At 58.0% G+C, this 22911-nt stretch carries 20 protein-coding genes; 7 read left to right on the top strand and 13 right to left on the bottom strand.

Features of this window, described 5'->3' with window-relative positions; translation table 11 throughout:
• Positions 1 to 286: 286 nt before the first annotated feature.
• The 3 genes from RSSM_RS09290 (at position 287) to RSSM_RS09280 (ending at position 3652) form a co-directional block, all read left to right on the top strand.
• Complete coding sequence (locus RSSM_RS09290) at positions 287 to 1546, top strand: beta-ketoacyl-[acyl-carrier-protein] synthase family protein (protein WP_008677098.1); 1260 nt, start codon at positions 287 to 289, stop codon at positions 1544 to 1546.
• Between the two features lie 338 nt (positions 1547 to 1884).
• Positions 1885 to 2136: an acyl carrier protein gene (locus tag RSSM_RS09285; RefSeq protein WP_008677096.1), complete on the top strand. Its 252-nt coding sequence runs from the start codon at positions 1885 to 1887 to the stop codon at positions 2134 to 2136.
• Positions 2137 to 2254: 118 nt separating this feature from the next.
• Positions 2255 to 3652, top strand: a complete 1398-nt coding sequence (locus RSSM_RS09280; protein ID WP_008677095.1) for a phytoene desaturase family protein — start codon at positions 2255 to 2257, stop codon at positions 3650 to 3652.
• A gap of 398 nt (positions 3653 to 4050) precedes the next feature.
• Here the strand turns inward: RSSM_RS09280 and RSSM_RS09275 are convergent, their stop codons facing one another.
• The 8 genes from RSSM_RS09275 to xseB form a co-directional block, all read right to left on the bottom strand.
• Positions 4051 to 4875 (bottom strand): class I SAM-dependent methyltransferase, encoded by an 825-nt coding sequence (locus RSSM_RS09275; protein WP_044301999.1) that lies wholly within the window; start codon positions 4873 to 4875, stop codon positions 4051 to 4053.
• Between the two features lie 50 nt (positions 4876 to 4925).
• Positions 4926 to 5486: a DinB family protein gene (locus RSSM_RS09270; RefSeq protein WP_008677091.1), complete on the bottom strand. Its 561-nt coding sequence runs from the start codon at positions 5484 to 5486 to the stop codon at positions 4926 to 4928.
• A 68-nt stretch (positions 5487 to 5554) separates the two neighbouring features.
• Entirely contained in the window at positions 5555 to 6037 is a 483-nt protein-coding gene (locus RSSM_RS09265; protein WP_008677089.1) for a thiol-disulfide oxidoreductase DCC family protein, read from the bottom strand.
• 31 nt (positions 6038 to 6068) lie between these two features.
• Positions 6069 to 6785 carry an RluA family pseudouridine synthase gene (locus tag RSSM_RS09260; protein ID WP_236621034.1) on the bottom strand — a complete coding sequence of 239 codons (717 nt, stop codon included), beginning with the start codon at positions 6783 to 6785 and terminating at the stop codon, positions 6069 to 6071.
• Positions 6755 to 7702: an NAD(+)/NADH kinase gene (locus RSSM_RS09255; RefSeq protein ID WP_008677084.1), complete on the bottom strand. Its 948-nt coding sequence runs from the start codon at positions 7700 to 7702 to the stop codon at positions 6755 to 6757. The genes RSSM_RS09260 and RSSM_RS09255 overlap by 31 nt, the downstream gene beginning before the upstream one ends.
• Positions 7702 to 9618: a 1-deoxy-D-xylulose-5-phosphate synthase gene (gene dxs, locus RSSM_RS09250; RefSeq protein ID WP_008677082.1), complete on the bottom strand. Its 1917-nt coding sequence runs from the start codon at positions 9616 to 9618 to the stop codon at positions 7702 to 7704. The genes RSSM_RS09255 and dxs overlap by 1 nt, the downstream gene beginning before the upstream one ends.
• A complete protein-coding gene (locus tag RSSM_RS09245) occupies positions 9615 to 10649 on the bottom strand; it encodes a polyprenyl synthetase family protein (protein ID WP_008677081.1) in 1035 nt (344 codons plus the stop codon). Before RSSM_RS09245 ends, dxs begins: the two co-directional genes overlap by 4 nt.
• Positions 10646 to 11086 (bottom strand): exodeoxyribonuclease VII small subunit, encoded by a 441-nt coding sequence (gene xseB / locus RSSM_RS09240; protein WP_008677080.1) that lies wholly within the window; start codon positions 11084 to 11086, stop codon positions 10646 to 10648. The genes RSSM_RS09245 and xseB overlap by 4 nt, the downstream gene beginning before the upstream one ends.
• A gap of 373 nt (positions 11087 to 11459) precedes the next feature.
• Here xseB and RSSM_RS09235 point away from each other — a divergent pair, with 373 nt between their 5' ends.
• The 3 genes from RSSM_RS09235 (at position 11460) to RSSM_RS09225 (ending at position 16054) form a co-directional block, all read left to right on the top strand.
• Positions 11460 to 12749, top strand: a complete 1290-nt coding sequence (locus tag RSSM_RS09235; RefSeq protein WP_236621033.1) for a hypothetical protein — start codon at positions 11460 to 11462, stop codon at positions 12747 to 12749.
• A gap of 376 nt (positions 12750 to 13125) precedes the next feature.
• Entirely contained in the window at positions 13126 to 14538 is a 1413-nt protein-coding gene (locus RSSM_RS09230; RefSeq protein WP_008677075.1) for a sulfatase family protein, read from the top strand.
• Positions 14539 to 14605: 67 nt separating this feature from the next.
• Positions 14606 to 16054, top strand: a complete 1449-nt coding sequence (locus tag RSSM_RS09225; protein ID WP_008677073.1) for a sulfatase — start codon at positions 14606 to 14608, stop codon at positions 16052 to 16054.
• Positions 16055 to 16128: 74 nt separating this feature from the next.
• Here the strand turns inward: RSSM_RS09225 and RSSM_RS09220 are convergent, their stop codons facing one another.
• Entirely contained in the window at positions 16129 to 17112 is a 984-nt protein-coding gene (locus RSSM_RS09220) for a DnaJ C-terminal domain-containing protein (RefSeq protein WP_008677071.1), read from the bottom strand.
• 211 nt (positions 17113 to 17323) lie between these two features.
• On the opposite strand from RSSM_RS09220, the gene RSSM_RS09215 reads away from it, so the two are divergent.
• Positions 17324 to 19006, top strand: a complete 1683-nt coding sequence (locus tag RSSM_RS09215) for a hypothetical protein (protein ID WP_236621032.1) — start codon at positions 17324 to 17326, stop codon at positions 19004 to 19006.
• 324 nt (positions 19007 to 19330) lie between these two features.
• Here the strand turns inward: RSSM_RS09215 and RSSM_RS32115 are convergent, their stop codons facing one another.
• The 4 genes from RSSM_RS32115 to RSSM_RS09195 form a co-directional block, all read right to left on the bottom strand.
• Positions 19331 to 19783, bottom strand: coding sequence for an FKBP-type peptidyl-prolyl cis-trans isomerase (locus RSSM_RS32115; RefSeq protein ID WP_008677067.1), 453 nt, complete (start codon positions 19781 to 19783; stop codon positions 19331 to 19333).
• A 75-nt stretch (positions 19784 to 19858) separates the two neighbouring features.
• Positions 19859 to 20716 carry an ABC transporter permease gene (locus RSSM_RS09205; RefSeq protein WP_008677065.1) on the bottom strand — a complete coding sequence of 286 codons (858 nt, stop codon included), beginning with the start codon at positions 20714 to 20716 and terminating at the stop codon, positions 19859 to 19861.
• Between the two features lie 4 nt (positions 20717 to 20720).
• Positions 20721 to 21584: an ABC transporter permease gene (locus RSSM_RS09200; protein WP_008677063.1), complete on the bottom strand. Its 864-nt coding sequence runs from the start codon at positions 21582 to 21584 to the stop codon at positions 20721 to 20723.
• A gap of 177 nt (positions 21585 to 21761) precedes the next feature.
• Positions 21762 to 22802, bottom strand: coding sequence for a Gfo/Idh/MocA family protein (locus RSSM_RS09195; protein WP_173403143.1), 1041 nt, complete (start codon positions 22800 to 22802; stop codon positions 21762 to 21764).
• Between the last annotated feature and the right edge of the window lie 109 nt (positions 22803 to 22911).

Below are 22911 nucleotides of genomic sequence, written 5' to 3'. Positions count from 1 at the left end.
GGTACCTGGGCACCGCAATTTCGCCACGAAACCGCGACCCGTTCATGGCGGCCCGCTCTCGGTGTCGCGACACCAATGACACGATACCCCGGTGCCAAAGACACGACACGGCGTTGCCGATGACGTTGCCCATGACACAGTGTAGGGATTTTTCGTTCTTCGTCGCGGGGACGCACCAAAAGGGGCGCGAGATTCGCGGCATCCCAGCGAGCGGGGCGTTGAGTATTCGGCTCTGAAACGGTAGGTTTTGTGGCTCAATTCATCACCACTCTCGGTTAAATAACACGTGATCGCACCCAATTTGGCATCGAAGCTTCCCGACGAACAGCGGATTGTCATCACGGGCATCGGGTTGACGGCTCCCAACGGAAACGACTGGCAATCGTTTCGCCAATCGTTGTTGGAGAAACGCAGCGGTGTCCAGCCGTACGAGATTCGATATTTCGGCGAAACCCTCGCGGGAATTTGTGATTTCGACGACAAAAAATACCAGTCCAAGAAGGACATCCGCCGGGGAACCCGCGCTGGTAGCGTCGGCGTTTACGCGGCCAACGAAGCGATCTCGCATTCGGGTATCGAGTGGGAAAACGTTGACAAATCACGTGTCGGCATCTACGTGGGTGTGACCGAACACGGCAACGTGGAAACTGAAAACGAGATTTTTGTAATCAAGGGATTCGATTACGACACGAGTTGTTGGTCGCACCACCACAACCCGCGAACCGTCGCCAACAATCCGGCGGGCGAGATCGCGTTGAATCTCGGCGTGACCGGGCCCCACTACACCATCGGTGCTGCCTGTGCGGCGGGCAACGCGGGGATCATTCAGGGGGCACAGATGCTGCGTCTGAACGAATGCGATGTCGCGATTGCGGGCGGAACCAGCGAGAGCATCCACACGTTCGGGATCTTCGCGAGCTTCAACAGCCAGAACGCGTTGGCGACGCACGCCGACCCATCCGCCGCCTCGCGACCGTTCGATAAACAACGGAACGGCATCGTCGTCGCGGAGGGAGGTTGCCTTTACACCCTCGAGCGGCTCAGTGACGCCAAGGCCCGCGGGGCGGAAGTCTACGGTGAACTCGTCGGCTACGCGATGAACACCGACGCGACCGACTTCGTGCTCCCCAACCCGGAACGCCAGGCACAGTGCGTGCAAATGGCTCTCGACAAAGCAGGGTTGGAAGCCAAACAGATCGACATTCTCAGCACCCACGCGACCGGCACGATGAGCGGCGACTCGCAGGAGTGCAAGGCGCTGCGGAGTATTTTCGGCGAGTCGAGCAACGTGCGGATCAACAACACGAAGAGCTACATCGGTCACGCCATGGGTGCAGCCGGGGCTCTCGAGTTGGCCGGCAATTTGGCCGCGTTTGACGACGGCGTGGTTCACCCGACGATCAACGTCGATGAACTCGACCCGGATTGCGATCTGCCCGGGTTGGTCCTGAACGATCCTCAGGAAAAGCCTCGCGTCGATTACATCCTCAACAATTCGTTCGGGATGCTCGGGATCAACTCGGTTGTCATTATCGGCCGGCTTTGATCTCCCGACCGATTTTGCCGCGGCTATCGGCACCCGGCCATCGGTCTGGTGGCAACGCTCGGGCTTTTGGCAATGCTCAGGCTGTTGGCAATGCTCAGCCCCGCTTCGACGCACGGGGGGCCTTACCGGTCGACGCCGCCTGGAGGTCAGCGTCCCGCATGCGGGGTGGCTTTCGCTCCGGCAGGGTTGACGAAAACTACCCGGCGTATGGCCTTGTGCGTTTGCGTCTTGGCGTCGAAACTATCGCTTTGCTGGGAGACTCTCCCACGATTTGAGGGTTTTCGCCTGAACTCCCCGTCCATTTGAACCTTCCGTTTTCCTCACCCCCAACCGCGTCCATGACCCCCGCTGAAATCCGCGACGAAATCATTGATATCCTCGAAGACATCTCTCCCGATGAAGATCTCGACGGCCTCGATGATCAGAAACCCTTTCGAGACCAACTCGAACTCGATTCGATGGATTTCCTCGATATCGTGATGGAATTGCGCAAACGTCATCGGGTCCAAATTCCGGAAGAGGATTACGGCAACCTGGCCAGCATGCACTCGACGGTGACCTACCTCGAGCCCAAGATGAAGGATATCTGAGCGAGAGGAGCCCAGGTCAACGTTCACGCGAATTCCGGTCGAGGCGGTTTCCGTCGAGGCGAATCCTGCCGCGATTTCCGCGCCACGTCGCGTCCGCAACCTTTCACCTCGTTTCTCCATGTACGATACGATCATCATTGGCGCGGGCATGAGCGGGTTGGCTGCCGGTATTCGGTTGGCCCACTTCGACCAACGCGTTTGCATTCTCGAGCGACACTACACGATCGGCGGCCTGAATTCGTTCTATCGAATGGGAGGCCGTGACTACGACGTCGGCTTGCACGCGATGACGAACTTCGCCCGCAAAGGCGACAAACGTGGCCCGCTCGCGAAATTGATCCGGCAACTGCGTTTCGGTTGGGAGGATTTTAAACTCGCCGAACAGATCGGTTCGTCGATCCGGTTTCCCGACGTATCGCTCGATTTCACCAACGACATCGAACTGCTCGAAAGCGAGATCGCGTCTCGGTTTCCCGACCAGATCGACGGCTTCCGAACGCTCTGCGGTTCGCTTCTCGATTACTCCGACATGGACGGTGGTTCGCCTGAGTTCATGCGCAGCGCACGAGAAGTGTTGGCCGAACACCTGAGCGAACCGTTGTTGATCGAAATGTTGCTCTGCCCGTTGATGTGGTACGGCAACGCCCGCGAAGACGATATGGACTTCGGCCAATTCTGTATCATGTTTCGGGCCTGCTACCTCGAAGGTTTCGGTCGCCCGTACAAAGGCGTGCGGGTGATTCTGAAGAACCTCGTGCGAAAGTTCCGTGGACTCGGCGGTGAGTTAAAACTGCGTCACGGTGTATCGCGAATCCACGTCGAAGACGGTCGCGCCGTCGGCGTCGTGCTCGATGACGGTACTCAGATCGAAGGCAAACGGATTTTGTCTTCGGCAGGCAACATCGAGACGATGAGGATGTGCGATGACATCACCACGCCCGAAGTGGCGCGGGCGGGCAAATTGTCGTTTATCGAATCGATCAGCGTTCTCGATCGTGACCCGAAAGAACTCGGTTTTGACCGCACGATCGTGTTCTACAACGATTCGGATAAGTTCCACTGGCGACGTCCGGACGATACGTTGTGTGACGCCCGAACCGGAGTGATCTGCAGCCCGAACAATTACATCTACGACTCGGATGAGGGCGAGTTGCCCGACGGAGTCGTGCGGATCACGACGCTCGCGAACCATGACCGTTGGTGCGAGTTACCCGAGAATAAGTATCTGGCGGAGAAAGTAACGCAGTACGATGCCGCGGTGGCTTCCGCGGTTCGGTTCATGCCAGACTTCCGATCGAACGTTGTCGCCACGGACGTTTTCACGCCGAAAACAATCCGGCGGTTCACGTTCCACGACAACGGAGCCGTTTACGGGGCGCCGGAAAAGCAACTCGATGGTTGTACCCATTTGCCGAATTTGTATCTCTGCGGAACAGACCAAGGATTCGTGGGAATCGTCGGCGCAATCGTCAGCGGCATCAGCATGGCGAATCGACATTGTTTGATGGATTCGTAGCGAAGACGGAGCCATCGGGTTGGGGTTGTTGCGTTGAAGGCAGAGCGGGGCGTCGTTCATCGAACGCTGCGGTTGTGTGCGAGCGTGAGCGTGTGTGGTCTCGGTCTTGGAAAGACCGAGCTACGTGAGCCGAATGGCCGTAAGGCCTCGGGTTGATATGCTAACCGATCTACCCGACCAAACAGGCCGACAACCCGAGTGCTTACGCACTTCGGCTCACTTGTTGTCACCGGTGGTAGGTCATGCTCCGCACGACGATACGGTGTTGATTCCAACACGCCGGGCACATCGTTGAACTTCCAGCCTCTCGTGGTCTCGGTCGTGGAAAGACCGAGCTACGTGGGGGATCGTCACTTCGGATGGCAACCGCAATTCGAATGTGCGAATGAACGCGTGTCCTAGTTTTTCCTGCGCTGCAGGACGTAGACGACGTCTTCGGTGGAGGAGTCGACTTCGATCGGGTTGTCGACTTCGTATCCGAAATCGTGGGTCGCGATGCATTCCCATTTGCCGCTGTGGTCGATCAAACGCTGCATTTGCAGGGGGGTGTAACTGCGGAGGCGCAGTTCGTCGTTGATCCGAAAACTTCCGCTTGGTGTGTGAACGTCAAAGCGGATGCCGAAGCGTTCGAGACGTTTCTTTTTATCTCGGTCGACCGTCCACATGTGTGTGTTGATCGCGAGATGTCCGCGACGTGCTGACCAGCTTTCGGTTTCGCTCGGCGGGACGCTCGTTGGGGTCAAGTGAACGCCGAGCAGATACAGCCCGCCGGGACGGACGACATCCGCCATGCATTCCAAGTGCGCCCGTGCGTCCTTTTCGCTGCCGACATGACGGAAGCTATTGATGGTGTTGAACGCGACCTCGACCGGGCCGGCCTTTTTACGCGATTTGGGAAAGATGCCTTTGAAATCCGCTCGAGAGAAGTCGCACATGTCGGCGCAAATCGCGGTTTCGGGATAGCCTTTCCGGCGGAACCGATCGTTGCAGAACGTGACTGCTTTCGAGTTTAGATCGAGACCGCATACGTCATGCCCCTTGCGAGCCAACGCATACATCAGACGCCCTGTTCCGCAGGCCGGTTCAAAGAACCATCCCGGTTCGCCGGTTCCAAAGACGTGTTGGCAGTCCAAGATGTACTTGGTTTCCGCCGCGACATCGGCACCGAAAACGAGGTCGTAGTACTTGGGGTGGTCGTAGATCGATTCCTCGATCACACGCAAACCGTCTTCGTAAACTTCCTCGTCGGAAGCCTCTTTCGCCGGGCGTTTCTTCATCGCACCGACTCCAAGCCGAGGTGACGGCGGGTCACGCCGATTTGCCCCGCGTGGATGGACTCGTGCATCGGGCAGAACAGGATCGCACCGAGTTTGCATGGATAAACGGCGTAAGGCATGTCGACTTCCTCGAGCAGTGTCGCCGGATCGATCGATGTGATCTCGGTCATTGCCTGTTGATGGACTTCGCCGAGTTTCGCGAGAAGCTCTTCGGGGCTCGGTTGACCATCGGCGGTCGCGGGAGGTTTACCTCCGCGGCCGAACGTTTTGCGAAACCGGCCCGGGATGAGATCGAGGTCTTCGGGTTGGCGGCCGCGGATGCGGAACAGCAGCAACCCGTATTGGCTGACCGCGAGGTGTCCGACTTGCCAAGCGATGTGAGTGACGCTGCCTTCGGGGATTTCATACCAACGCGACTGTGGCGTCGCGGCGAGCAATTCGAGGGTGTATTGCCGCGCAAATTCGATTTGACCCACGGCGGCTTTGAGCATCACCGCGGCGGTTTCAACATCGGGAAGAGCCGGTCCCGATTCGCCGGATTGGGGTGTTTCGTTCATAGCCCATGTTGTAATGGGCCGGCGACGTACTGTCGACGGATCGTCACGGGCATGCAGGGCCGAGCGAACTATTTGCGAAAGTGAATCGAGCAGGCGTCGGAGTCGCAGACGTCTTTCGTGCCGAAGAAGCGACGCGAAACCCAGTAGCGATTACGGGCGACGATGCCGTAGAGCCAGTGAGACAAACCGGCGGTTCCCGGGATGTGTAACAGCGGCGCGAACGCCCACAAAATCGGCAGTCGTCGCGACAGGTAACGCAGCGCGTCTGCGCCGCCATGTTGACGACCATCGGTATCGACGACATACATCTGCGCCATGAGATCATCGTGCGTGAGGTTCGGGTACCACTGTAAGACGCGAGGGTCGTGCAAGGAGATGAACGAGAGTCGGTCACCGAACCGGTCGAGTTGGTGCAAGCGTTTCGCGGCGAGACCGCATGCGTTGCACTGGCCGTCAAAAATCACGACATCACGCCCCGGGTTCACGTCGGGATCCGGAAGATCGGCGGCGTGCGTCGAAGTGGGAGGCTGTGGGGCGGTGTGAGTCGACATGGATTCGTTCGTGAATGGGGGGACGCATCGTTCACACTTCAGTTAACCGATCGCACTGGACTTCCGTTAACACACCGGTGCGTGGATGATGAAACGTCAACTTGGTAGCGGCGAGGGCAATCGTGTCGAACCGCCATTGGGAATGTTGCGGCAGGGTTTCGGTCGGCGCTGCGTAGATCGGGTCTGCCAAAATTGCGTGTCCCCGCGACGCCGTTTGCAATCGCAGTTGATGCATTCGACCGGTTAGCGGTGACAACCGCAACAAGGTGCAATCGGCATTCCGGTCGTAGTGAACAACGGCGATTTCCGTCTCTGCTTTCTTCGCGCCCGGTGTTTCGGGCGAGCAGATTTCGCCGCGGGCGACGTCAGGCAACTTCCGAACGTGGTCGGTCCATCGGATCGTTGAGTTGGGCGAATCCTGCGGAAATGATTGTGTTTGGGCGACGTTGCCGTTCACCCATGCCAGGTAAGTTTTGCGAACGCGTCGAGCGGCGAATTGCTGCGAAAGCAACCGTGCCGATTTTTTCGTTAACGCCAGCAGCACCACTCCGCTGACGTCGCGATCGAGCCGGTGGACCGCGGTGAGGTAATCGTTTTCCCGTCCGAGTTGGCGACGCAAACAAGACTCAAGCGAGTCCGTGCCGGGCGGTGACGTCGTGCTCAACCCGGCAGGTTTGTCGACGGCCACCGCGACATCGCATTGCCAAAGAATGTCGATCAATGTCTCAGGTTTACCGAACCGCCCCATCCGAGTTTCTCACGCAGCGTACGGTAATCGTTCTGTCCCGGCACGCGCAGCATCCGGAAGGATACCGGTGCTCGGTTGACGCGTACCCGGTCGCCATCTTCGAGTTTGCCGAGAATACGCCCGTCGACCAGGATGCACGTCGTTTCCTGTGGCTCGGTGACGGTGAACTCCAACGACGTGTCTGCCGACTCGACCACGGGCCGATACGTCAGCGTGTGGGGGCTGATCGGCGAGATAATGATCGCGTGCAAGTGCCGACGAACGATCGGGCCGCCTGCTGACAAACTGTGGGCGGTGGAACCGACCGGGGTCGCGATGATCAAACCGTCGCAACGGTACTGCGTTGCCAGTTCACCATCGGTGTAGAAGTCGATGTCGAGAATCTGAAACGGCGGTCCCGACAACACCGCGGCTTCGTTGAGCGCGAGTTGTTCGGCGATGACCTTTTCGCCGCGAACGATTTCGACCTTCAACATCAAATGGTCGATCACGGCAAAGTCGCCGCCGCAGACTTTTGGCCACGCGTCGAGGAAGTCTTCCGGAGAGAGTGCAGCGAGGAAGCCGAGTCGGCCGCAGTTGATGCCGAGCACAGGAATTTGGTGCGCCCCCATTTGCCGGGCCGACTGCAGGATCGAGCCGTCCCCGCCGAGCACGATCACCAAGTCGGCGTCATCGCCGGTGAATTGGTAATCGAATGCAAAGTCTTCGGCGACCAATTTCGCGCTGCCCGAGACCACCGGACGCAATCGTCGCCAAGCCGACTGAACGCGTTGTCTTTCGGGCGTCCCGATGACAACGATCCGAGGCGTTTCTCCGCATTGGCACCAATCGAGTCGCTCCTCGTGTGGAGCGTTCGAGTTGCTGTCGGAGTGGGGTGCCGTGCGGGCTGGTTCGTCGCCGTCGGTCGGAGGTGTCATCACACGCTCACGTTGCTTGCTGCGTTGCGACATGTGCTGGCGATGCCGTCTGCCGAGAGGGACGCGTCAGCCAACAGGTCGGACCGATCGCCGTGTTCGACGAAGACGTCCGGCAATGCCAGTCGGTGAATTTGCCGTGTGTCGAGGCGCTGATCCGCTGCCGATTCGAGAAACGCCGAGCCGAAACCGCCAACGGTTGTTCCCTCTTCGAGCGTTACGACAAAGCGACCGTCGGCCATGGATTTGGCCACCATTTCATGATCGATCGGTTTGACGAAGCGAGCGTTAACAACCCCAACGCTGAGTTCACCTTCGAGCTGTTCGGCCGCGTCGAGTGCTTGTTCGAGCATCGCCCCGTAGGCAACGATCGTGCCGTCTTCGCCTTCGCGAATCCACTCGGCTTTGCCCATCTCGATCGGCGCCGGCGTGTGTTCGAACTCGAGCGCGGAGGCTTTCGGATAGCGAATCCCAGTCGGGTGATCGTGTTCCAAGCATGCGTCGAGCATCATCGGGAGCTCGGCCGCGTAGCCGGGAGCCATCAGCACGAGGTTGGGGAACAACCTCATGTATCCGATGTCATAAACGCCATGGTGTGTTGGACCGTCGGGGCCCGTGAGGCCGGCCCGGTCCATCATGAACACCACCGGCAAATCTTGCAGCACGACTTCCTGGAAGATCTGATCGTAGCTGCGTTGCAAGAACGTGCTGTAGATATCAACGATCGGACGCATGCCGGTTTTGCATTGTCCGGCGGCAAAAGCGACCGCGTGTGATTCGCAAATCCCGACGTCAAAGAATCGTTCGGGGAATTGTTCCCGGACCGGTTCGAGTTTATTGCCTTGGCACATCGCGGCGGTGATCACCGTCACGCGGTCGTCCCGCTTCATCGCTTCGCCGATCGCGTCGCGGGCGTGCGTTGTGTATGGGGGGCGTCCTTCGCTGCCTCGGGTGACCGGCGTGCCGCCACGGTCTTCGAACGCCGGCGGAGTGTGGAAGAAGACTGGATCTTCGGCGGCAGGTTTGTATCCGTGTCCCTTTTCCGTCACGACGTGCAAGAGCACAGGGCCTTCGGCTTCTTGGCACAGTTTCATGTACTTGCGAAGCAACGCGATGTTGTGGCCATCGATCGGGCCGATGTAGCGAATGTCGAGTTCTTCGAACAGCATTCCGCCGTGCAGGCCGGCTTTGACGCCTTCTTTCATTTGGGCGAGCAAACGCTCCGCCGGGTCACCGAACATGGGCACGTGGTCGAGCAACCGGACGACTTCGTTTTTCAACCCTGTGTAAAACGGATTGTTACGCAGCCGATCGAGATAACTCGCCACCGCTCCCGTGCGATGACAGATGGACATCTTGTTGTCGTTCAGGACGACGGTCAGATTTTCCTTTGACGCGCCGGCGTTGTTGAGTGCTTCGAACACGATCCCGCTCGGGAACGCCCCGTCCCCGATCACCGCGACGGTTCGGCGGTCGGGTTGACCGGTCAGAATGTCGCCGCTTCGCAGACCGACCGCGGTGCTAACGCTGCTGCCCGCGTGACCGGTCATGAACAGGTCGTAAACACTCTCGGCTGGGTTGGGATATCCCATCAATCCGCCGCGAGTGCGGATCGTTTCGAACTGCGAGTACCGGCCGGTGACCAGTTTATGAGGATAGATTTGGTGGCCGGTGTCCCAGATCAAACGATCGCGGCGGAAGTCGAACTCCGCGTGCAAAGCCAAGCACAATTCGACGACGCCCAGGTTCGATGCAAAGTGAGCGGTCCGGGTGGCCAACAGGTTGCACAGCACGTCGCGGATCTCGACAGCCATCTTGTCGAGCTTCTCGGAAGTCATCTCCGCCAGCGGCGTGGCGTCGGGGAGCGAAGCGAGCAACGGATGTCTCGGTCCGGTCGGTTGAGAAGGATTGTTCGTCATGAGGTTCGCTCCAGTAGATAGTCCGCCATTAGCCCCAACCGCTGTCCCGCCGCGCCGAATAACTCAATCGAATCATGTGCGGACTGGATGAGTGCCGCAGCTTGTTCTCGAGCCAACGCGATCCCGACGTCGATGTCCGTTCGCGTGGTGGTCTCGGAATCGTCATATTCGCTGCGACCAGACCTTAGATCGGCATCATGGGGGTTTACCGCCAGCCCTAATTCTACTCGAGATTCTTCGTCTCGCTGAGCGGCCATCAGGTCAGGGAATGTGAATTTTCCCCGCCCACTGTCTTTCCCGGTACGTTTGCCGAGGGTTTCCGCGTCGGAGGTAAAGTCGAGCACATCGTCAGTAATTTGGAAGGCCAAACCGAACGCATCGGCGAATCTCGCCAACGCATCGACTTGCTCCTGGCTGCCTCCCGCCGCAATGGCTCCCATTTTCGCACAAGCGATGAACAACGCGCCGGTCTTGCGGCGGTGGATCGACTCGAGATGTTTTTGGGCGAGCGAGGGTGATTCAAAAGTGCTCAATTCAATCGTTTCTGCCGCGAGGTCGTCCTCTTGGCCACCGACCAAACCGGATGCTCCCGAGGCGATCGCGAGTTCACCCATCAACCGGGAAGCCAAAATGGGGTCAGAAATACGCGAGTAGAGATGTGCGAACGCCTGCGACTGCAGTGCGTCGCCGGCCAAAATCGCGGTGGCTTCGCCGTAGGCGATGTGAGTCGTCGGGCGACCTCGTCGCAGATCGTCGTCATCCATCGCCGGCAAATCATCATGGATCAGCGAATAGGCGTGAATCATTTCCACCGCGACTGCGGGTGCGAACGCGTCTTCGCGCGAACCGCCACAGGCCTCGGCGGACATCATCACCAGTGCCGGACGCAAACGTTTGCCCGGGGCGAGCACTGCATACCGGATCGCCTCGGCGAGCTTTTCGGGACAGCCCTCCGGAAACCGGCACGCGCGGTCGAGTTCGCCTTCGATCACTTCGCGGTAGGGCCGCAGCAGTTCAGCCACATCGATCATGACCAATCCTCCGAATCCGCGTCATCGTCACCGTCATCGTCTTCGTCACCGGCGTCGGAGGCCGTGTTTTGGGAAACGCCCCGTCGGAGGCCGCGTTTTTGTTGTTTGTTCTTCAGCGATTCCGCATCATTTCCGTCGCCGTCACCGTCGTCGTCGAGCGGTGTGGTGATCGGGTTTCCCTCGGCGTCGAACCCGGACAGGATGCTGACGCGTCGTTCGGCGACCTCGAGTAACTCGTAACATTGCCGCATTTTCCCCACGGCGGACTCGTATTGCTGCAGCGATTCGTCGAGCGACAGCTCCCCGCTCTCGAGCTTGCTCACGATCAATTCGATGTCAGACAGAGTTGCTTCGAAATCGGGCTTTTCGACCGAAGAATCCGGTTGGGAGGTTTCAGCGGATTGGTCGGGCCTCGCGGCGGTCTTCTTTTTGGCCAAACGGACGCTCTGCAGACTTAAACGTTATTTGCGGGGGATACTTTTGTAACCTACGTTTTCGGTAGGCCTGAATGCCCGTTCCCGCCGATGCATCCGCGAGTCGTTATTGAACTTGATCGCGGGCAACCGGGAATCGGCGCTGACGGGACTATAACACGAAGGCCAGCAATCCGAACAGATCCGGGCACACTGACGGAAGCCGCCTTCGTGATTGCTTGAGGCGATTGAGTCGCCGATCCATCCACCATCATTTGCACGCTAGTCGCACGGTATGTCACGTTCGAGTCGAAGAAGGAGTCGCCGCAAGCAGCCCAAAAAGTCTATCGGTGCGCCAAAACAATCCGACGCACTTTCGACGCCGCTCGCTGATACGGTGAGCGAGATCGCTACGGCGGAAGAGTCCGGCAACGCAGAGTCGGATTTGACGAACCTCGACGATGCGGTCTGCGCCGACACGTACGCCGACGATGTTGACATCATTGCGGACGAGGTTGACGCAATCGCTGACGATGTTGACACGATCATGGAGATTGTTGACACGGTCGCTGAGGATGCGGATGCCGTGCAGTCTGAGAATGTCACGCCGACGGAGGATGTCGCGCAACACGAAGAGGCAATGTACCTCGATCGCAACGAGTCATTCACCGAAGAACTCGAATTGGCAGATGACGGTGAAGTCTTCGCCGAAGATCCGGAGCACGTTTCGAACGCTCCCGCCACGAACGCGAGCGTGATGGAGGAAACCTCCGTCGTGATCCTCGAGTCACTGCAGACTCTATTGCAACGGTTCGACCAGCTCGATGGACGTCTCGATGGCTGGGAAATGCACGGCGTGGAATGTCCAGGGATTGGCCAAGGTGAAAATGCGGACGCGGACCCGCCCGCCGGACTGTCGCCCGAACATACCGCTCTGCAAGAAGACTACCTGCATCTTCAGTCGACGCTCGATGAAGCATGGCGTACCAACGAAGAGCTACGCCATCAGAACGAAATGCTGGCGGCGCAGGTTGCCGAATCCAACGTCAGCCAAACCGTCAAGGCGAGCAGCGGCAATGATGATTCGTTGTCATGGGAGGAACGCAAAGCTCTGATCATGCGTCAGATGGAAGAGGACACCTTCGACGCGGACGAGTTTGTCAGTTCGCTGTCGTCCAACGGAGGAGGCAAGGCGGTTGTTGCTGCCAGTGAAGGCGTGGGCGATGCGGCTGAACCGGAACCACTTCCGACTCCGCAGGAGTTTGTCGAGTCGTTGGTCGAGCGTGCTGAACGAGCCGAACGAAGTTTGCTAAAGCGTGACGAGGAAATTGGCGAGTTGCGGATGCTGCTCGAAAATCAATCCGGAACACGTGATGACGGTACCGCCATCGGTGCGGCAGCGATCGCTAGCATGATCGATTCGGACGAACTCGTGATGGAAGAACGCGAGCGTCTGCAACAGTTGAAGAACGACTGGGAAGACAAGTTCCGTCAAGCGGAGATTGAGGCTTCGCTCGAACGAGCAAAACTATCACGCGAACGACAAGAACTCGCCAAGCGGGCTCAAGAACTCGAGGAACGTCTCGAAGAGTTGCAGCGTGAAAAACGCGACAACGCCGCTCCCGCCAAAACGGGCCGTCGTTGGCTCGCCGAACTCGGCCTCGTCGGTGACAGCGAAGGCAGTTGAACGTAGATAGATGAGCGTAGGCGGATGACCCGCAGGCACTCGCGTCATTGGCTGCAACTGACAACGTCGACAAACGCATTTGCCAAAGATCGTTCGTTCCGGTTGTCCGATGGGAACCGCGGCGGACGCCGGCGGCTGATAAGTTTGCGATCGTTTCTTAGCGAAAGAAACGCCGCCGGGTAGAGATTCGCGGCCCGTCCAGCGCATGGACGCGTGGTGCACGGTCCGCGTCTAACACGCACGCTGTCCTGCGTTGTGCGACGTGCGATGCAATCCTCTATACTCTTTGCACTCCGGCGATCTGGTTTCCTCGAACGGATCTTCTCGATGTTTCGCGTCGATTGTCGCCGCCCTCCTTGCTTCCCCACAGCACGTCATGAAATCACACGCCTTGGTATTGGCCGCTGCGCTGCTGACGTCGGTCGCATATGCGGCTGACGACGCCCCGCTCCGCGATAGCAAACCGAACATCGTTTTTATCATCGCGGACGATTGCACTTATTCCGACATCGGCTGTTACGGCGGTCAGGCCAAGACGCCTAATATCGATAAACTCGCGACACAGGGAATGAGGTTCACCCGCTGCTTCCAAGCCGCAGCGATGTGTTCGCCGACCCGGCACAATATTTACACCGGACAGTATCCGGTCAAAACCGGCGCGTATCCCAACCACACTCACGTCGCCAAAGGAACACCATCGGTCGTTCAATACCTCGGCGATCTCGGGTACCGAGTCGCACACAGCGGCAAGTCGCACGTGGCGCCCCGGTCTGTGTTCAGTTGGGAGACAATTCCCCAAGGGAAAAATCCTGACTTTGGCAAAGTCGACGCGTTCATCGAAGAGTGCGACCAGAACGAAACGCCCTTCTGTCTGCTGCTCTGTTCCAATGAACCTCACACGCCATGGGACAAAGGCGACGCGTCGGCGTATCCGCCGGGCGAAGTGCAGTTGCCCGAGTATCACGTTGACACACCGGAAACGCGCGAGGCGATGTCACGATACCTCGCCGAAATCACGTACTTCGACAGTCAAGTCGGCGAGGCGATGGACCTATTGGACAAACACGGCATGACGGACAACACGTTGTTGGTCGTGGTCAGCGAGCAAGGGAACTCGATGCCGTTTGCCAAATGGACCTGCTACGACAACGGACTGCAGTCGGCAATGATCGTACGCTGGCCCGGCAAGATTGAACCCGGTGCAGTGAACCCGGCGATGGTGGAATACGTTGACCTGCTGCCGACCTTTGTGCAGGCGGCCGGCGGTGTAGTTGCCCCGGTACTGGACGGCAAGAGTCTGCTGCCTGTGTTTGCTGGAAAACAGGAACACAAACAATTTGTTTTTGGGGAGATGACGACCCGCGGAATCAACGATGGTTCGGACCACTTCGGAATCCGCTCGGTTCGATCAGAACGATTCAAATACATTTGGAACTTCTCTCCGGATGTTGAGTTCCAAAACATGTGCACCGGTTCGAAACTCTTCCAAAGTTGGATCGCGAAGGCGGAATCGGGCGACAAAGATGCGGCGCGTTTGGTTCACCGCTACACCCATCGACCGGAGATCGAACTTTACGACGTTGTCGAAGACCCGAACGAGATGCATAACCTCGCGGAGAATCCAGAGTATGCTGCCGTGATGGCAAAGTTGCGAGCGGAACTCGAGCAGTGGATGGAACATTGTTCGGACCGCGGTCAGGCGACCGAGATGGAAGCGCTAAACCACATGGGTGGGAGACGAAAGGCCAAGTCCGCGCCGCAAAAGCGAAAGCCAAATGGACGCGGGTGATTGGATTGCGCAGGTCGGCACGTTGACTGTTTACATCGATTGAGAGGGATCCATGAGAGGACTAGCCATGATTCGAATGCTAACGTTGACGCTTTGTTTGCTATCGGCTGCGGGGTTGTTACCGACAACGTCCGTCTTTGCGAGCGATCGGCCGAACGTGTTGTTGATCTCGATCGATGATCTCAACGATTGGGTCGGCTGTCTCGGCGGTCATCCTCAGGCGATCACGCCGAATATCGATCGTCTGTCGACGCGAGGTGTTTTATTCGAGAATGCGCACTGTCAGTCGCCGGTGTGCAATCCGTCTCGGGCGAGCATGATGACCGGTCGTTATCCACACACGACCGGAATCTATTTCTTGTCACCGGATCTGAAGGCGGCTCCGGCGCTCGAAGGAGTTTTGACGATGCCGGAGGCCTTTGCGGCCAACGGGTATCACACGATGGCGAGCGGCAAGATTTTCCACAAAGGCGGAAAGCGTTTCTTTCAGGAATACAACCGCGTCGGCGGGTTCGGGCCTCGACCGGAAAAGAAGATATCGCAGCCGCACGGGCATCCGCTTTGGGATTGGGGTGCGTTCCCCGATCGTGATGAGGATATGCCCGATGTGCGTTCGGCACGTTGGGCTGCAGAAGAGCTCAGCAAGGAACACGAAAAGCCGTTTTTCATGGGTGTCGGTTTTTACCGACCGCACGTGCCGATGTATGTGCCACAAAAGTGGTTCGACATGCACCCACGCGAAAAGATTCGGTTGCCGGAGGTCCGTGATGATGACCGCGACGATCTGAGCCAATACGCAATCGACTTAACCAACCGAATGCACGTCAGTCCCACGCATCAATGGGTTACCGAAGCCGGCCAGTGGGCACACGCGGTGCAGGCTTATCTGGCATCAGTCACGTTTGTCGATCACTGCGTCGGCATGGTGCTCGACGCGCTCGAGTCAGGACCACATGCCGAAAACACGATCGTAGTTTTGTTTTCCGATCATGGATTCCATCTCGGCGAAAAGCAACGTTGGGCAAAGCGGTCGTTGTGGGAAGACGGATCGCGAGTGCCGCTGATCATCGCCGGGCCGGGCAGTCGATCGGGCACCGTTCCGGCTCGCCGTGTCACTCAACCGGCTGAGTTGATCGATGTCTATCCGACGTTGCTCGAGTTGGCGGGATTGCCTGTCGACGATGGGCAAGAGGGCGACAGTTTGGTGCCGTTGATGACGGGAGAAAGCGAAAAGTGGAATCATCCCGCGATCACGACGTTCGGCCGCGGCAACGTCGCCGTTCGCTCGGAACGATTTCGTTTCATCGAGTATGTCGATGGCTCGCGTGAGTTGTATGACCTGCAAAGCGATCCTCATGAATGGACCAACCTCGCCGCCAACCCGGAGTACGCCGAAATCCTATCTCAGCACGCGGCGTTCATCCCAGCCGATCAACAGCCGATTCTCGAAGGCGAGTCGACCGGCCACAACGCGTACGCCGCAGCGGCAGAGAATTTATCGCCGACGAACGAGTGATTCATCGGGCCAGGCTAGTAGGAGCGATTTGATATTTGACGTATCCGATCGGCTACGTCAGCTCTCAAAACGCTTTAGAACTTCAATCCCGCGCGAGGCTCGAACGAGTTTTCGCTTTCGAATTGCTTGAGCAGTTCGATGCCGGAGTCCGAAATGGTGTCGGGCAGTTGGATCAGCAATTCGACGATCAAATCGCCTGGGTCGCCTTTGGCCGATTGGACTCCTTGGCCTTTGAGCCGTAGCCGTTTGCCGCTGCGACTGCGTGGCGGGATCGAAAGGGTGACAGTTCCCTTTGGCGTCGGCACATCGACCTTCGCGCCCGAAGCGGCTTCGCCGATCGTGATCGGCAGTTCGAGTTCGAGGTTTTTGCCTTTGCGCTCGAAGTACGGATGCGGATCGATCTTGATCGTCAGGATCAAATCGCCGGGCGTTCCCCCAGGGATCTGCTGCCCTTGTTCGCGCAAGCGGATCTTGGCACCGTCTTCGATCCCCGCCGGAATGGTGACAGACAGTTTTTCGTTCTTTCCGGTACCGGTCGGATAGAACTCCGCCTTGCCACCGAGGACTGCTTTTTCGAACGGGATCGACAATTCGTAACGGACGTTCGAACCACGTTGAGGCGGCGCCGGTTGAGCACGACGAGCTCCTCCGCGGCCGCCGAATCCGGCACCGCCACCGAGGATCTGTTCGAAGAAATCGTTGAATCCGTTTTCGAATCCGCCTCCTCCGCCGCCGCCACCTTTACCGGCGGCTCGGAAGATTTCTTCCATGTCCAATCCGTCAAACGTCGGTCCACCGCCTGCGCCGGCGGCGCCAGGCTGATAGCCACCGCGGATTTTTTCGAAGTCGGGTCCGTAGCGATCGTAGGCTGCCCGTTTTTGCTCGTCGCCCAAAACCTCGTAGGCTTCCTGGACGCGTTTGAATTTTTCCTGAGCGGCTTTATCGTCAGGATTCATGTCCGGGTGGTATTTTCGCGCCAGTTTGCGATAGGCTTTTTGCAGATCGGATTTGTCCGCGTCGCGAGAAACTCCAAGCGTTTGATAAAGGTCTTCGGCCACAGTGAATCGTCAACAAAGTAGGAAACGTCGCAGGTGCGAAAAAACAGGTCATTGCCGCCGGTGCCTGAGGGTGCGTCAAAACGGCAGTCCGAACAGCAGTCGGCACACTGTAGCAAACGCCAAACCAAATACCGAGTGGCCTGCCCCAACTAACGGATTCGCACGCGATCGATTCGGAATACTGTTTGCGTTTCTGATCGGATTTTTTTCAGTGGCCGATGCCGCGGAGGGCACGTTGACGTTTCTCGCGGTGGATGAAGCCACCGGAGAGCCCGTATCCGCACGAATCGAGCTGACACGGCCGCAAATGATCCGGGCGAACGGACGGTTGGCTTCGCGAGCCGTCAAACGGCCCCTCGCGGGGAGAACCTCGGTAGACACGGGCTATGGATTCGTCGTCGACGGCGAGGCCAAGGTAAATTTGCACGAAGGACCGTATGAATTTCGAGTCACCCGGGGGCCGGAGTCTCGCGTGATCGCCGGAAATTTCGAAATCGAAAAGACGAGCGAAGATGAAACCACACTGATCGTCCCTCGCATCCTGTCGATGCGGGAGCAGGGTTGGACGAGCGGCGATTGTTTGGTTCCGCCGTCGAAGGAAAACCTTCCGATACGAATGTCCGCGGAAGATCTGCACGTTGCAATTGTGAACGCCGCGAGGGATAACACTGCGAGGGATAATACTGCGAGAGAAAACGATTCTCGGTCTTCATCGCATATCGTTACGGAGGAAGAGCTCGAACAACTGCGTGCGCGTCGCAACCGCAAGGAGTTGCCCAAACTTACCGAACCGATGTTCATCGACTCATCCGCCGATGCCGTTGCGGGGTTGGTGTTCTATCACGACCTTCCTCAGCCATCGGCGAGCGATTCGAAGGAATCGAATGATCTGACGCTGGCTGCGTTTTATCGATTGGCGAATCTCGCGAAGCGGCGACGTGGGGAAGAACCAACTGACGCACCGGAGATTCTGCGCGCACCGGAGAATCACGCCGCAGCGGCCGAGCCGAAGGTCGCGATCGAAGACCCGTTCGCGTGGTCAATGCCGGTGATGTTAGCGAGCGGACAGATCGACGGGTTCTTCGTGCTTGGGGATTGGTTGCGATTGGATCGCAAGTTGCTTCAAACGAAGAACGGTCGACCGTTTTCGACCGCGACACCACGTCCGGCGATCTTGCTCGGACGCGAAGCCGAACAGATTTACTGGGAAACGCTCGACGCCGGGTTCCGCATGGCCCCGTTGGCGGGCAGCGGCGATGGCGGCGGATTGCATCCGGTCGGGTACAACCGTTTGTACGTCGCCGGTCCATACGCGGCGGAGTCAACCTATGAGAATGTTCGGTCAATACCCAGCCCGGTGACATCACGCGAACAGTGGTGGGACAACGCGTGGGCGGGACACAGTTTTGCGACCAACGGACCACTTCTGCAGGCGACGTTGGGAGGGAAGCTGCCCGGGCACGTTTTTGAGGGGGCCACGGGCGTTCCGATGCGTGTGACGCCGGAGTTGACGCTGACCGTTCGCGATCCGGTCGATTATCTCGAGGTGATCCACAACGGCAAAATTCACTATTCCGCCAAACTCGACGAATACGCCAAGGCCGGCGGCAAGATTCCGCCCATCAATGTGGACGAACCCGGATGGGCGTTGATCCGAGTCGTGACGCTATTCGAAGACCACTTCCGCGCCGCCACAACGGCGCCGTGGTATTTCGACATCGAGGGGGAACGCCGCATTTCGCGAGGAAGCGTTGAGTTCTTTCAAACGTGGTTGGGCGACTACGAGCAGCATCTGCGGTCACAACGAAACGTGAACCTCGCCCGATATGCCCCGTTCATTCGCGCCGCGAGGACGTATTGGAAAGCGAAGCTCGAAAAAGCGAACGCGCGATGAGCCGGGCTGTTGATTTATCGTTTAACGCGCAGCCAAAGGCTACCTACTTGCCACCGCACGTCGCCTACGGCTACCGGTTAAACGCAATACCGTTCAATTTTCCTCTAACCCGTGCCCGAAGGGTAGGTTGTGTTCCGTCAAGCGTCGCCTACGGCTACCGGTTAATCGAAAGCGCCACAACCCGGTGCTTCATTGAACGGTATTGCGGTTAAACGAAACAGGTTGACTCTTGATTAAATCGACAAGCCGGAGCGAGTCAGGCTACGTCTGCGGTCGGGGCGGGGCGTTTCGATTTCACAGAGGCCGACCGAGGTCGAATTTCGATCAACCGCCGCGGACGTCGTGCAGTTCGACTTTGAAGTGAAGCGTTGCGTTGGGAGGAATCGAACCTGGCATGCCCGCGGGCCCGTATCCAAGTTCCGACGGGATCTTCAGTTCGATCATGCCGCCTTCGCTGACCAACTGCAGGCCCTCGGTCCAACCGGCGATCACGCTGCTAAGGTTGAACTTGGTCGGCTCTCGGCGGTTGTAAGAACTGTCGAACTCCTCGCCGCTGTCGAGCCACCCGGCGTAGTCGACCGTGACGAAGCTCATCGGTTTCGGTTTCTCGCCATTGCCGCGACGCAGGATTTTGTACTTCAATCCTGATTCTGTCGTCGTGAACTCTTTCGGAGCATCAGGGTCTTCGGGCCCGGGACGTCCTCCGCGTGGCGTTGGGGCACAACCGACCAACGTCGTCAAAACAAGTGCGATAAAAATCGTTTGAAAGCGAGGCATGGTTTCAATCGTTACAGGAGAAATTGGAAGAAAAAGAATGCGTTGCAGTCTACCACAGACGCGGCGAAGTTGGCTTTACGAACTGGCACTGCGGTAGCTGCCCAGGGCGGTTCGGAACACCCATCGACTTGCCAGCACGCTCAGGAGCGTCGCGACGATGGTCCAACCGACGAGCCACCATTCCGAATCGCTGCGCGGTTCGACAGGCCTCGCGATCAGGCGAGCGGGGACGTTCACGACGACTAAAACGGGGATCACAAAAGTGAACAGACCATAGAGTGCTTGTCCCCATCCCCGGTTGTAGATCTCCATCGGATAACGACTGAAGTTGGTGATGTAGAACCAAAAGTTGTAGAGCGTTTGATTGCGTCCCAACCAAATGCTCGTTGCCGACAGGCAGATCATCAGGCTGTACATGATCGCGACCCCGCACCCGCAAAAGAACACGTACAGCAAACACGACATCGCCGTCGGAACGTAGGGATCGACCTCGCGATTGGCGAGTTTCCAGAGCGACACCGCCGCGATCACAATTCCGGCGGCGAAGTTCGCGAGCGAACTCCAGCTCACCCGGCGGAAGGAAATCAGAAACTGCGTATCGATCGGTTTCAACAAGGCGAAATCCAGCCCGCCGGTACGAATCAGTTCGCTGAACTCTTCCGCGTTCGGCATGAAGAACGCTTGGACGAGCGAATTAATGAACCAGGTCGTGGCGAGAAACAGAAAGAACTTCTCTCGGTCCCAACCGCTGTCGGCGCCGATCGACTTGGTATGTTCGAAAATGATCAGGTAGAAGCCGACGTTCATCAACGTCCAACCCAGACTGCTCAAGCACTCGATCACAAAGTTGGTGCGGAACGTCATGTCGCGAACCAAACTGTTCTGCGCGAACGTGAAAAACACGCGGCGATAGCGATTCAATTCAGACCACATGTTCTCAGCCCCCGAATCCGCTGTAACGTGCCACGCCGCGTGCGTATGCGAACCGGCAGAGAACAATGAAAAACACCAACCATGCAAACTGGATCCCCATTTCCATCGCGAGTTCGTCCTCTGGGATTTTGCCGAGGAACACGGCGGCGGGGAAATACGCGAGATACTTCAGCGGCAAGAAATTCACCGCCGGTTCGATCCAATCCGGCAACAGCGTCAGCGGGAACATATGACCGGAGAGAAAGAAACTGAACAACATATAGAGGAACAGCAGCGAGGAGACCTCGAGAAACCAGAACCCGATCATGCCGATCGACGCTTCCAAAAAGAACCCGATCAGAAAACCCATCAAGAGTGACGCGACGAAGCACAGGAACAGATGCAGCGGCGGGAACCCGTCAACGAAGTAATCACGGCATAGGTAAAACACCAACGCAAACGGAGCGATCGCGACGGCGTAGTACGCGCATTTGTGTGCGATGCGGTTAAGCAACAGGAAACCGATCAAATCGATCGGTTGGATCAGGTAGCGTTTGATTTCGCCTTCACGAATTTGCTGAGCGATTCCCGAGGCGAGCCCCGGCATGCTGGAGAACGCACGGGCGATCATCGTCAACAGGTAGTACGCGACCATCTCGCGAAAACCATATCCGCCGATCGAGACCGCTTCGCCGCCGGCCGGTTGCCCCGACTCCGTCCCCGCGGTGTTGCTTTGTCCGATGGAATCGAAGATCGCCCACCACAAGAAGATCTGCGTGACGATCGGCAGGAAACGCATCAACGTCCCCAACGCGAAATCGCCGCGATACACCAACCGTTCCGAAAACGCGGTGGCGAAGATCATCTTCCATATCCGCAGACGCCCCATCACGCCGATCGGCGCGTGGTTCGGTATGGAAGAATCAGCGACCGGTAAGGTGGACATGAAGGTCAGGACGCTCGCGTGACGTGGAACGAAAGACTCGAGAGGTGGGCTGCGTTCGTTGCCAACCGCAACGAACGGAACAGTTACGAACGGAACCGCTACAAACGGAACAACAACGATCTACAGTTCGATGGTCTTGCCGGATCGAGCACTCTCGTAGATCGCGCAGATCAACTCCGTGCTGCGTCGGCCTTCGACGCCGTTGACCAACGGTTCACGGTCGTTTTCGATCGCCTCGATGAAGTCGTTGAAGACTTCGGTGTGGCCGTGGTGTCCGATCGCGGCAGGGTCGGCTGCTCCGCCGCCTGTTTCGGTTTTGCCCGCCATGCGTTCACGGATCGACGCGTCTTCATCGGTTTCGCTGGCGAAAGTCCACTGCGTCAGGTCTTCCTCTTCCAGCACCGCGCTGCCTTCACTGCCGGCGATTTCGACACGTTTGAGTGCACCGGGGAACGCCGTCGTGGTGGCTTCGATCACGCCCAACGCACCGTTTTCGAATTGGATGTTCGCGATCACAATGTCTTCGACTTCGATCCGCTCGTGGGTCATCGTGTCCATCATCGCGTGGACCCGTTTGGCGGGACCCATCAACCATAGCAACAGGTCAACGCTGTGGATGGCTTGGTTCATCAACGCCCCGCCACCATCGAGGGCCCATGTGCCCCGCCACGCACCGCTGTCGTAATACTCTTGGCTGCGGTACCACTTCACGTACGCGTCTCCCAAGGTGATTTTGCCGAAACGCCCCGCGTCGACGGCCGACTTCATCAACTGAGATGACTCGTGGAAACGGCTTTGGAACGTCGCGGCGAGTTTGACGTTGGCAGCGTCACAGGCGGCGATGATTTCGTCACATTTCTCTTTGGTCACTTCGAGCGGCTTTTCGACGACCACGTGTTTGCCGGCTTTCGCGGCAGCAACGGCCGGTTCGAGGTGCGCACCGCTGGGCGTGCAGATCGCGACGGCTTGAACATCGGGGTCGGCCAGCATTTCATCGAGAGTGCTGTAAGAGCGGCATCCGTTGGCCGAGGCGAACTGTTCGGCACGCTCGCCGTTGCGGTCGTAACAGCCGATCAGTTTTCCGTTATTGGTGTCTGCGATCGCTTTGGCATGAAAATTGGAGATCATGCCTGCTCCGACGATACCGATTCCGATGCTCATGAATTCTTTCAATACAGTGGGTGTGGGAAACGAGATGAACTAGGCGAGTTCGAGCGATCAAGATACGTTTTCAGCTTGCACACCGCCACCGCCGACCGCATTCGAAGGC

Origin of the sequence: Aporhodopirellula sallentina SM41, assembly GCF_000346505.1 — a bacterium.
Classification (GTDB): Bacteria; Planctomycetota; Planctomycetia; order Pirellulales; family Pirellulaceae; genus Rhodopirellula; species Rhodopirellula sallentina.
Note: the sequence above shows the minus strand (reverse complement) of the source record. Positions and strands in the feature narration are given on the sequence as shown.